At 72.7% G+C, this 12,263-nt stretch carries 5 protein-coding genes; 4 read left to right on the top strand and 1 reads right to left on the bottom strand.

Annotation, left to right across the window (positions count from 1 at the left end; genetic code table 11):
• Window positions 1-50: 50 nt before the first annotated feature.
• Window positions 51-2,747: a lysylphosphatidylglycerol synthase domain-containing protein gene (locus ABZT06_RS21950; protein ID WP_355743226.1), complete on the bottom strand. Its 2,697-nt coding sequence runs from the start codon at window positions 2,745-2,747 to the stop codon at window positions 51-53.
• A gap of 186 nt (window positions 2,748-2,933) precedes the next feature.
• On the opposite strand from ABZT06_RS21950, the gene ABZT06_RS21945 reads away from it, so the two are divergent.
• The 4 genes from ABZT06_RS21945 to ABZT06_RS21930 all read left to right on the top strand — a co-directional run bounded on the left by ABZT06_RS21945 (window position 2,934) and on the right by ABZT06_RS21930 (window position 12,235).
• A complete protein-coding gene (locus ABZT06_RS21945) occupies window positions 2,934-3,320 on the top strand; it encodes an MGMT family protein (RefSeq protein WP_355743224.1) in 387 nt (128 codons plus the stop codon).
• Window positions 3,321-3,586: 266 nt separating this feature from the next.
• Window positions 3,587-7,201, top strand: coding sequence for a UvrD-helicase domain-containing protein (locus ABZT06_RS21940; protein ID WP_355743221.1), 3,615 nt, complete (start codon window positions 3,587-3,589; stop codon window positions 7,199-7,201).
• Between the two features lie 110 nt (window positions 7,202-7,311).
• Window positions 7,312-10,812, top strand: a complete 3,501-nt coding sequence (locus ABZT06_RS21935) for an ATP-dependent DNA helicase (RefSeq protein ID WP_355743218.1) — start codon at window positions 7,312-7,314, stop codon at window positions 10,810-10,812.
• Between the two features lie 10 nt (window positions 10,813-10,822).
• Window positions 10,823-12,235: a dipeptidase gene (locus ABZT06_RS21930; protein ID WP_355743215.1), complete on the top strand. Its 1,413-nt coding sequence runs from the start codon at window positions 10,823-10,825 to the stop codon at window positions 12,233-12,235.
• Window positions 12,236-12,263 lie beyond the last annotated feature (28 nt).

Raw genomic sequence — 12,263 nt, 5'->3', positions numbered from 1 at the left:
CGCGGAGCACGAGCCGTAAGAGGTACCTGTTCCGGCTGGGGCAGGACGGACTACAGGGCGCCCTTCCGGGACAACTGGTTGAAGGCCAGCCAGCCCGGCAGCACCGGCAGCCACAGCGTCAGCAGACGGAACAGCAGAACGGCCGGTGCGGCGACCTCCTTGGGGAGCCCCACGGCGATCAGACCGACCGTCAAGGTGGCCTCCACGGCTCCCACACCGCCCGGTGTCGGAGCTGCCGAACCGAGCGCGTTGCCGGCGAGGAAGACGACGGCGACGCTGGCGATGCTGAGCGAGGTGCCCTCGCTGCCGAAGGCGCGGATGGAGGCGTCCAGGCACATCACGAAGCAGGCCGTCAGCAGCAGCATGCCGCCGATGCCGGTGACCAGCTTCTGCGGCCGCTGGAGCACGTCCAGCATGCGCGGCACGACACCCGCGAACAGCGATCTCACGCGCGTGACGACGAACTTCCTGAGGAACGGCACCGAGGTGACCACGAGCACGAGCACCGCCACCGTCAGCAGACCCGCGATAACGGTTCGCGAGGGCGACAGCGACGGCGTCTTCTCGGTACCGGTCAGGTAGCCGAAGGACAGCAGCATCAGGATGTGGCAGCCGAGCCCGAACAACTGCGAGGCGCCCACACTCGCCACCGCGAGCCCCGGCCGCACCCCCTGGCGCTGCAGGAACCGTGTGTTGAGCGCCACACCGCCGACCGCGGCCGGTGCGACGATCTTCACGAACGAACCGGCGACCTGGGCAGCGACTGTCCGCAGGAATCCCACCCGCTCTGGCACGAAGCCCAGCAGGGCCATGGCGGCGGCGAAGTAACTGGCCGCGGAGAACAGCACGGCCGCTGCGACCCAGCCCCACTCGGCGTTGGCGACGAGAGGCCCCAACTCGATGTGGGTGAGCTGCGTCAGCAGGAAGTACGCGCCGATGGCGCCCGCGATGAAGCTGATCAGCGTGCGCGGCTTCACCCGCTCCAGGCGGGCCGGTTCGACCGGCGCCTGCGGCCTGATCAGCAGCACCTGGTGGCGGATCTGCGTCAGCAGGTCCTCCTCCCGCGCCCCTTCGATGGCCTCGTCGATGGCCCGCTTCTCCGCCCGGGCCTCGGCCTTGACGGTTTTCTTGTCGGGCTTCTCGAGTACGGGCCTGGCGGCGTCCGGCGCTTCCTCCAGGCGGGCCTGCTTGGCCTGCTGGGACGCGTCCAGGACGGCCTCGCGCTCGCGCTGGGCCCGCTCCCGGGCCAGTCTGCGCAGCGTCGCGCGCGTGGAGCGTGTCAGAGCGATGGGCTGGAGCATCGGCAGACAGTCGGCCACGGCGTCGGGGCCGAGGATGCTGACCGCCGAGGCCACCGCGCGTTCCGCGCCCGCCAGCAGTCCCAGGGTCGTCACCAGCTGGGCGACGTCCATGCGCAGCAGCAGGGTGCTGGCCGCGATCTCACCGCCGCGCAGATCGGTGAGGATCACCGCGCCGGAACGATCCACCAAGATCGCGTCACCCGCGAGCCTGCGGTGCGCGATGCGCCGGGACTGGAGCGCCTGCACCTGACGCCAGGTGTTGCGCAGCAGTTCGTCGGTGATCTCGTCCTCGGGCAGCGACTCGAGGGTGCGCCCGCCGGTGTGCTCGTAGACGAGCATCACGGCGTCGGGACCGAGCTCGGAGGTGGCGATCAGCTTGGGCGCGTTGGCGCCGGCCGCGATCGCCGCGTAGGCGAGCAGTGCCTCCTGCTCGAGCGCCTGCCTGAGCGACTGGAGGCTGCTGCGGGTGGCGAACCCGCGCAGCGTGAGGTTGCGCCACACACGGTAGAAGAACCCCTGTGCCTGCTGCTCCCGGTCGACCACCGTCACGTCCAGCGGAGGCCCGTCCTCCAGGGTCACGAAGTAGCGCCGGCCGCGGTCGCCGTTCTCTGCGGTCTCCGAGGCCTCCTCGCGGGCCGCGCTGACCGGGTGGAAGCCGACGGTCCGCAGGCCCGCGATCAGCGTTCGCCCGGTGGGCCGGACATTGGGCGAGCCGACCGCGTACAGCGTGCCGTAGGCGACCGTCCAGCCGATCAGCACCGTGAGGATGATCGAGAACGGTGTGGTGTAGCCGGTGACGAGCATCGAGAACGCGTCGAGCATCAGCACGATCCACAGCACCGCCCGCCAGCGCGGCCTGCGGGACATGCCGACGGCCGTCATATAGGCGATGACGGGCGCCAGATAGCCGTGCACGGGGTCGGTGAGGGCGTGGATGTCGCCGGGGGAGGGCTGGGTGAGCGCCTCCTGGATCGAATCCGGGGCGGCCTTGGCGACCCACAGGTCGGTGGCGAGCGTCACACCGTGGGCCAGGACCGCGGCGAGCACACCGTCGGCGATCCGCAGTCCGTCGCGCTTGATCAGCCGTTCGATCGCGAACGCGACCGGGACCAGGAGGATCGCGATGCTGGAGGCGAGACCGGCGATCTTGATGAGGAGGTCGGGTGCCTGCCCGGTGCCCTTGTTGATGTCCTGTTCGAGGCCGGAGGTGGTGCCGTGCGCGAACGCGGCGATCGCGAGCAGGATGACGACGGCCAGCACGCCGACCAGCAGTCGCATGAGGTCGGAGGGCCGGTGCACGCGCGCGGGGAGGAGCGGTTCGTCGCTCTCGACCTCGTCGACATGCACCTCGTCGGCACGCACCTCTTCGGCCTCGGCGGTGTCGGGGCGCGACGAGGCGTCAGAGGTGCTCTCGGCGTCCTCCGGGTGCACACCCTGTGGCTTCATCGTCTCTTCTTGATCTCGTATCACCAGTCACCGCCCGCACGATGGTGGCATGCCCCACCGACACGCGGGGGTGTCAGGGTGCACATGCGGGGGCGCACAGTCTGCCGGACGCGCCGTCCTCGGGCGAGGGATACGCACCGTCGCGAGCCCGTCACATTGTCGGTGGGGTGGTGCAGGATGGGGCGGATGAGCGAGCAGAGCCTTCCTCGGGACGCCCGCCCGGAGTACGCGGACGAGCTGCCGGAGTACGCCGAGCGGGTCCTCGACGTAGCCGAACGCATTCCGCCCGGGCGCGTCATGACGTACGGGGACGTCGCCGAGTGGCTGGAGGAGGGCGGACCCCGCCAGGTCGGCCGGGTGATGGCCCTGTACGGCGGAGCCGTCGCGTGGTGGCGGGTCGTCCGCGCGGACGGCGTTCTGCTCCCGGGGCACGAACTGCGGGCGCTCGACCGGTACCGCGTCGAGGGCACGCCACTGAAGGAGGCGAGCAGGGCCGCCGAGGGCCATCTGCCCCGTCTCGACATGAGACGGGCGCGCTGGGACGGCGGCCATCGGGCGGAGGGTCACACCTGACAGCTTCCGCCATCCCGCGGGCCCGGGAGCACCCTGAGGCCCGTACGGGGGAAACATGGCACGTCTGTGGCATGCCGTACGTTCGTGGGGTGAGGGACGTACGGGTCGCATGGGTCGCACGGGTCGCACGGGAAGAAGCGGAAGCCCTGCTTCCGCACTCGGCGTCGGCGTAGCGTCGGCTGCACGCGTCCCCCTCACCCCCCGTCCACCGCTCTCCACGCGCGGGGGGCCGCCCAACAGCACACCCACCAGGACCGGCGAACCACGTGAGCTCCTCTTCCTCCACCAGGCGTCTGTCGCACTCCCAGGTGCGCCAGGGGACCCGTGGCGCCTACCGACTGGTTCGTACCCCGCCGGCCCGAGTGGATCCCCCTCGTCTGGACGCAGCACAGCGCGCCGTGGTTGAGCACGGAAGCGGCCCTTTGCTCGTTCTCGCAGGTCCGGGCACCGGGAAGACCACCACTCTCGTCGAGTCGGTGGCGTCACGAATCGCCCGCGGAGGGGACCCCGCGCGCGTGCTCGTGCTGACGTTCAGCCGCAAGGCGGCCGTCGAGCTGCGCGACCGCATGGCGCTGCGCATCGGAGCGGCGCGCGCCCCGCAGGCGACGACCTTCCACTCGTTCTGCTACGCCCTGGTCCGCGCCCACCAGGACAGCGACCTGTTCGTGGAGCCGCTGCGGCTGCTGTCGGGACCCGAGCAGGACGTCACCGTACGTGACCTGCTCGCCGGCCAGCCCGACCTGGAGCAGCTCGGCCTCGCGCATGTGCGCTGGCCCGACGAGCTGCGCGCCTGCCTGACCACCCGCGGCTTCGCCGACGAGGTCCGCGCGGTCCTCGCCCGCAGCCGCGAACTGGGTCTCGGCCCCGGCGCCCTGGACGCCTTCGCCCGCCGTATCGGCCGCCCCGACTGGCAGGCCGCTGCCGCTTTTCTCGCCGAGTACCTCGACGTCCTCGACCTCCAGGGCGTCCTCGACTACGCCGAACTCGTCCACCGCGCGGTGCTCCTCGCCCGCCGCCCCGAGGTCGCCGAGCGGCTCGCCGCGCAGTACGACGCCGTCTTCGTCGACGAGTACCAGGACACCGACCCGGCCCAGGTACGGCTGCTGCAAGCCCTCGCCGGCGGCGGACGCACCCTCGTCGCCTTCGGCGACCCCGACCAGTCGATCTACGCGTTCCGGGGCGCGGACGTGAACGGCATCCTCGACTTCCCGTACGCCTTCCCCCGCGCGGACGGCAGGACGGCCCCCGTCGAGGTCCTGCGCACCTCCCGCCGCTCCGGCGCCGACCTGCTGGCCGCGACCCGCCTGGTGACCCAGCGCATGCCCCTGACCCGGCTGCCGGCGGAGAAGGTCCGCGCCCATCGCGAGCTCGCCCCGGTCCGCGAGGGCGGGCGCGTCGAGGTGTTCACCTACCCGACCCCCGGCACAGAGCTGGACAACATCGCGGACATCCTGCGCCGGGCGCATCTGGAGGACGGCGTGCCCTGGGGCGAGATGGCGGTCCTGGTGCGCGCGGGATCCCGCACGATTCCGACGGTCCGGCGCGCTCTCACATCGGCCGGGGTCCCCCTCGACATCGACGGCGACGACCTGGCGCTGCGCCACGAACCGGCGGTGGCGCCCCTGCTGACGGCGTTGCGGGCGGTGGCCACGGCGGAGGCGGCGGAGGGGGCCGTACGGCTTGAGGGGGGTGGGGGTTCCGACGAGTCCCGCCAGCGGGTGTCGGACGGTGAGCTGGAGTTGGGGTCCGGCGACGGGGCGCAGCGGGTGTCGGACGGTGAGCTGGAGTTGGGGTCCGGCGACGGGGCGCAGCAGGTGTCCGACGGCGAGCCGCAGCCGGGATCCGGCGAGCCGCGACAAGCGCCGAACGCCGAGTCGCAGCAGGACTCGGACGCCGAGTCGCAGCAGGACCCGCACGGCGAGCCACGGCAGGACCCGGACGGCGAGCGGCAGCAGGACCCGGAAGACCAACCACGGCCCGCCTCCGAAGAATCACCGGTGGAGACCTCCTGGCTCGACACCGAGACCGCCCTCACTCTCCTCGCCTCCCCCCTCGCCGGTATGGACGCCGCCGACCTGCGCCGCCTCGGGCGGGCCCTGCGGGACGAGGAGCGGGCCGCGGGCAACGCCCTGCCGCCGCCCTCCGACGTGCTGCTCGCGCGGGCCCTCGCCGAGCCCGAACGCCTGGCCGTGCACGACCCCGCGTACGCGCGTGGAGCCCAGCGGCTCGGCGCGCTGCTGGGCAGGGCCCGTCAACGCCTCGCGAACGGCGGCAGCGCCGAGGAGGCTCTGTGGGACCTGTGGGAGGGCACGCCGTGGCCCGGACGTCTGGAGCGGGCCGCCCGGCGCGGCGGCGCCGCGGGGCGCAACGCGGACCGGGATCTCGACGCCGTATGCGCGCTGTTCGCGACGGCCGCCCGCGCGGAGGAGCGCACCGGAGGCCGCGGCGCCCTGAACTTCCTGGAGGAGATCGACGCCGAGGACATCGCCGCCGACACCCTCACCCGGCGTGCCGTACGCCCCGACGCCGTCCGCCTGATGACCGCGCACCGCTCCAAGGGCCTGGAGTGGCGCCTGGTCGTCGTCGCGGGCGTCCAGGAGGGCCTGTGGCCGGACCTGCGCCGCCGCGGCTCCCTCCTGGAGGCCGACCGTATCGGCCGCGACGGACTCGCCGAACCGCTCACCCCGGGCGCCCTGCTCGCCGAGGAGCGCCGACTGTTCTACGTGGCCGCCACGCGTGCGCGTGAGCGACTCGTCGTCACGGCGGTGAAGGCACCGGCCGACGACGGGGACCAGCCCTCCCGCTTCCTGACCGAACTCGGCGTCGAACCCAAGGACGTGACCGGCCGCCCGCGCCGTCCCCTGTCGGTTGCCGCCCTGGTCGCCGAACTCCGCGCCACCACCGTCGACCCGCGCGTCTCCGACACCCTGAGGGAGGCCGCCGCCCGCCGCCTCGCCAGGCTCGCCGCCCTCGCCGACGAGGACGGCCGCCCGCTCGTCCCCTCGGCGCACCCCTACCGCTGGTGGGGCATGTTCGAGCCGACCGAGTCCAAGGTGCCGCTGCGCAACCGCGACCAGCCCGTCGTGCTCTCCGGCAGCGCCCTGGACCAACTCGCCAACACCTGCGCCCTGCAGTGGTTCCTGGGCCGTGAGGTGAAGGCCGACGCGCCCGCGACCGTCGCCCAGGGCTTCGGCAACGTCGTGCACGTCCTCGCCGACGAGGTCGCCTCCGGGCACACCCCCGCCGACCTCGACGTCCTCATGGAGCGCCTCGACTCCGTGTGGAACGCGCTCGCCTTCGACGCGCCCTGGAAGTCGGTGCAGGAGAAGGAGAACGCGCGCGTGGCGCTCGAACGCTTCCTGAAGTGGCACGTCATGGACCGCACCGGCCGAACCCCGGTGGCCAGCGAGCACGACTTCGACGTCACCCTCGAAGCGGGCGAGGTCGCGGTCCGCATCCGCGGACAGATGGACCGCGTCGAGGCCGACGGCGAGGGGCGTGCGTACGTCGTCGACTTCAAGACCGGCAAGCAGCCGGTGAGTTCCGCCGAAGTGGAACGCCACCCCCAGCTCGCCGTCTACCAGCTCGCCGTCCGCGAAGGCGCCGTCGACGAGGCCTTCGACGGCGTGCGGCCCGAGCCGGGCGGCGCCGAACTCGTCCAGCTGCGCCAGGGCGCCCCCAAGCGGGACGGCGGCGAGACCCTGCCCAAAGTGCAGGCCCAGGAGCCGCTGGAGGGGGAGTGGGTCGGCGACCTGCTCGCCACGGCGGCCGGCAAGGTCCTCGACGAACGGTTCACGCCGAACGCGGGCCAGCACTGCTCCCACTGCGCGTTCCGGGCCTCGTGCAGCGTCCAGCCGGAAGGCCGACACGTCGTGGAGTGAGGTGAGCAGGCCGGTGTGATCAGTCGCACCACACGTGCTGACCTGCGCATCCTCCGGCTCGGAGGGCGATTCGTCCTCCGCTGTCAGTGCGCGCCGCTAGCCTCTGCGACATGCCCGCCCGTATCACTGATCCCGATCAGCTCAAGGAGCTCCTCGGCATCCCGTTCACCCCGGAGCAGACGGCCTGCATCACCGCGCCGCCCGCCCCGCAGGTGATCGTGGCCGGTGCCGGCTCGGGCAAGACGACGGTGATGGCGGCCCGCGTGGTCTGGCTGGTCGGCACCGGTCAGGTCGCCCCCGAACAGGTCCTCGGCCTCACCTTCACCAACAAGGCCGCCGGGGAACTCGCCGAGCGCGTCCGCAAGGCACTCGTCAAGGCGGGCGTCACCGACCCCGACGCCATCGACCCGGACAACCCGCCGGGTGAACCCGTGATCTCCACCTACCACGCCTTCGCGGGCCGCCTGCTGACCGACCACGGCCTGCGCATCGGCCTGGAGCCGACCTCCCGCCTCCTCGCCGACGCCACCCGCTACCAGCTCGCCGCGCGCGTGCTGCGCGAGGCCCCCGGCCCCTACCCGGCCCTGACCCGCTCCTTCGCCGACCTGGTCAGCGATCTCCTCACCCTCGACGGCGAACTCGCCGAGCACCTGGTCCGCCCCGAGCAGGTGCGGGCCCACGACGCCGAGCTGCTGCGGACCCTTCAGAGCGCCAAGCTCACCAATGACGCCCTGCGCAAGGTCCCCGAGGCGGCCGCGGCCCGCCGCGCGCTCGCCGACCTGGTCGTCCGCTATCGCGCCGCCAAACGCGAACGCGACCTGCTCGACTTCGGTGACCAGATCGCCTTGTCCGCACGCCTCGCGGGGATCCCCGAGGTGGGCCACACCCTGCGTGACGAGTTCAGGGTGGTGCTGCTGGACGAGTACCAGGACACCTCGGTCGCCCAGCGTGTCCTGCTGGCGGGTCTGTTCGGTGCGGGCACCGGCCACCCGGTCACCGCCGTCGGCGACCCCTGCCAGGCCATCTACGGCTGGCGGGGAGCCTCCGTCGCCAACCTCGACGACTTCCCCGAGCACTTCGCCCACCCCGACGGCCGGCCCGCCACCCGCCAGTCCCTCAGCGAGAACCGCCGCAGCGGTGGCCGCCTCCTCGACCTCGCCAACGGCCTCGCCGAGCCCCTGCGCGCCATGCACGCGGGCGTGGAGGCCCTCCGCCCGGCCCCCGGCGCCGAACGCGACGGCATGGTGCGCTGTGCCCTCCTTCCCACCCACGCCGAGGAGATCGACTGGCTCGCGGACTCCATCGCCCATCTCGTACGGACCGGTAAGCCGCCCGGCGAGATCGCCGTCCTGTGCCGTACGGCGACCGACTTCGCCGAGATCCAGGGCGCCCTCGTCGAACGGGACGTCCCCGTGGAGGTGGTCGGCCTCTCGGGCCTGCTGCACCTGCCCGAGATCGCCGACCTGGTCGCCGTCTGCGAGGTCCTCCAGGACCCCGGCGCCAACGCCTCTCTGGTCCGCCTGCTGACCGGCCCGCGCTGGCGCATCGGCCCCCGCGACCTAGCCCTCCTCGGGAGGCGCGCCCGGCGTCTGGTGTCCCACACGCGCGTGGACGGCGACGACGACCCCGACCGCCGGCTCGCCGAGGCCGTCGAGGGGGTCGACCCGGCCGAGGTGATATCGCTGGCCGACGCCCTGGAGACCTTCCTGGAGACGCCCCTCTACAGCGACGACGAAGACGACGACGGGCTGCCCTTCTCCCCGGACGCGCGCGTGCGGTTCGCACGACTGGCCGCCGAACTACGCGACCTGCGCCGCTCGCTGGCCGACCCCCTGATGGACGTCCTGCACCGCGTGCTCGCCACCACCGGCCTGGAGGTCGAACTGTCGGCGTCCCCGCACGCGCTGGCCGCCCGCCGCCGCGAGACCCTCTCCAACTTCCTCGACATCGCCGCCTCGTTCGCCGCCGGGGACAACGAGGCGAGCCTCCTCGCCTTCCTCGCCTTCCTGCGCACCGCCGCCCAGTACGAGAAGGGCCTCGACAACGCGTTGCCGGGCGGTGAGAACACCGTCAAGGTGCTCACCGCGCACAAGTCCAAGGGCCTGGAGTGGGACGTCGTCGCCGTCCCCGGCCTGGTCACCGGAACCTTCCCGAGCAGCCAGGGCCGCGAGAAGTGGACCGCCCAGGGCAAGGTGCTGCCGCATGCGCTCCGCGGCGACACCGACACCCTCCCCGACATCGCCTCCTGGGACTCACGGGGCATGAAGGCCTTCCACGAGGCGATGAAGGACCATCAGCACACCGAGGAACTGCGCCTCGGATACGTCACCTTCACCCGTCCCCGCTCCCTCCTCCTCGGCTCCGGCCACTGGTGGGGGCCGACACAGAAGAAGCCCCGGGGACCGTCCGACTTCCTCCAGGCCCTGCACGACCACTGCACGGCCGGCCACGGCGAGATCGAGGCCTGGGCCGAGGAGCCCGCGGAGGACGAGGAGAACCCCGTCCTGCACAGCCGGACCGAGGACCAGGTCTGGCCCCTGCCCCTGGACGACCGGGCCCTCGCCCGACGCCGGGCTGCAGCCCAGACGGTCCTCGACCACCTGGAGGACCTCGCCGCCCACACGGACAACCATCCCGCGGCCGTACACGACCCGGACACCCATGACGACCCGGACTGGCCCCCGCCGCCGTACGCCGAAGAGCCCCCCTTCGAGGACGAGATCGCCGAGGAGGTCCTCTCCGAGGACTGGGACACCTTCACGACGGACCGCCCCGCCGTCCCGCACCAGGCCACCGCCCCGGAGCTCCCCACCACGCCGGCACGCGCCCACTCCACGGAACGGCAGACCCTCACCCCCGAGGAAGCCCGCGCCATCGCCTCCTGGGACCGTGACCTCGACGCCCTCACCGGCGAACTCCTGCGCGCGCGGGAAGCCGTCACCGACGTGCCCCTGCCCGCATCGCTCACCGCGACCCAGGTGCTCCGCCTGGCCGCCGATCCCGACGGGCTCGCGCAGGAACTCGCGCGCCCCATGCCGCGCCCTCCACAACCCGCCGCACGTCAGGGCACCCGCTTCCACGCCTGGGTGGAGGCCCGCTTCGAAGCCCTGACCCTGCCCATGCTGGAACCAGACGACCTGCCCGGCAGCGACGCCGAGATCGCCGACGAACGCGACCTGGAAGACCTCAAGGACGCCTTCGAGCGCAGCGACTACGCCCACCGCACCCCCTACCGCCTCGAGACGCCCTTCCAGCTCGCCATCGCGGGCCGCGTGATCCGGGGCCGCATCGACGCCGTCTACCGGCAGGGGGACGGGGACACCACGACGTACGAGATCGTCGACTGGAAGACCAGCCGCACCCGCACCGCGGACCCCCTCCAGCTCGCCGTGTACCGGCTGGCCTGGGCCGAGCGGCAGGGCGTGCCTGTGGAATCCGTCACGGCCGCGTTCCTGTACGTGCGCACCGGAGACGTCGTGCGCCCCAGGAACCTGCCCGACCGGGCCGCCCTGGAGCGGCTCCTGACACAGGAAACGGGAGGGCGATCGAACGGTTCCGCGCGAGCAGACTGTGAGGAACCGCCCAACGAGGATGTCGGTGCGGGCCGATAGGCTCGTGACCATGAGCCAACCCGTTGACAGTGTCGTCAGCGCTGTCCGTGCGTACATCGAGCAGCACCGCGCCGCCTTCCTCGACGACCTCGCCGAATGGCTGCGCATCCCGTCCGTCTCGGCCCAGCCCGACCACGGCCCCGATGTACGCCGCAGCGCCGACTGGCTCGCCGCCAAGCTCAAGGAGACCGGTTTCCCCACCGCCGAGGTCTGGGAGACCCCGGGCGCGCCCGCCGTCTTCGCCGAGTGGCCCGCCCAGGACCCCGCGGCGCCCACGGTCCTGGTCTACGGCCACCACGACGTACAGCCCGCCGCTCGTGAGGACGGCTGGGACAGCGACCCCTTCGAGCCGGTCGTCCGCGACAACCGTCTCTACGCGCGCGGGGCGGCCGACGACAAGGGCCAGGTCCTCTTCCACACCCTCGGCGTCCGCGCCCACCTCGCCACCACGGGACGCACCGCCCCGGCGGTGAACCTGAAGCTGCTCGTCGAGGGCGAGGAGGAGTCCGGCTCCCCGCACTTCCGCGCGCTGGTCGAGGAGCACGCGCACCGGCTCGCCGCCGACGCCGTGATCGTCTCCGACACCGGCATGTGGGCCGAGGACACCCCCACGGTGTGCACCGGCATGCGGGGCCTCGCCGAGTGCGAGATCCGCCTGTACGGACCGGACCAGGACATCCATTCCGGCTCCTTCGGCGGAGCCGTCCCCAACCCGGCCACGGCAGCCGCCCGCCTGGTAGCCGCCCTGCACGACGACCACGCGCGCGTGGCGGTTCCCGGCTTCTACGACGGCATCGTCGAACTGACCGACCGTGAGCGGGAGCTCTTCGCCGAGCTGCCCTTCGACGAGGAGCAGTGGCTGCGCACCGCCAAGTCGCACGCGACCCACGGCGAGGCCGGACACACCACCCTGGAGCGCGTCTGGGCCCGCCCCACCGCCGAGGTCAACGGCATCGGCGGCGGCTACCAGGGCCCCGGCAGCAAGACGATCGTCCCGTCCTCCGCGATGGTGAAGCTCTCCTTCCGGCTGGTGGCCGGCCAGGACCCCGCCCACATCGAGAAGGCGGTCCGCGCCTGGGCCGCCGGACAGGTGCCGGCCGGTATCCGGCAGGAGATCACCTTCGGCGCCGCCACGCGCCCGTGCCTGACCCCGCTGGACCACCCGGCCCTCGAGTCGGTCGTACGGGCCATGGGCCGCGCCTTCGGCCGGCCGGTCCGCTTCACCCGCGAGGGCGGCTCGGGCCCCGCCGCCGATCTCCAGGAAGTCCTCGGCGCACCCGTGCTGTTCCTCGGCATCTCCGTCCCCTCCGACGGCTGGCACGCGCCGAACGAGAAGGTCGAGCTCGACCTGCTGCTCAAGGGCGTCGAGACCGCCGCGTACCTGTGGGGTGATCTCGCCGAGCACTGGAGTCATGCGCCCTGACCGTCCCGCGCCGCCGGACCGGCAGCGC

The sequence above is a fragment of the Streptomyces sp. NPDC005483 genome (genome assembly GCF_040606035.1).
Classification (GTDB): Bacteria; Actinomycetota; Actinomycetes; order Streptomycetales; family Streptomycetaceae; genus Streptomyces.
This window is presented reverse-complemented; position numbering and strand designations above follow the sequence as displayed.

Coding starts and splice junctions, on each gene's coding strand:
- ABZT06_RS21950 (WP_355743226.1), bottom strand. CDS start 2,747: ATGAAGCCACAGGGTGTGCACCCGGAGGACGCCGAGAGCACCTCTGAC.
- ABZT06_RS21945 (WP_355743224.1), top strand. CDS start 2,934: ATGAGCGAGCAGAGCCTTCCTCGGGACGCCCGCCCGGAGTACGCGGAC.
- ABZT06_RS21935 (WP_355743218.1), top strand. CDS start 7,312: ATGCCCGCCCGTATCACTGATCCCGATCAGCTCAAGGAGCTCCTCGGC.
- ABZT06_RS21930 (WP_355743215.1), top strand. CDS start 10,823: ATGAGCCAACCCGTTGACAGTGTCGTCAGCGCTGTCCGTGCGTACATC.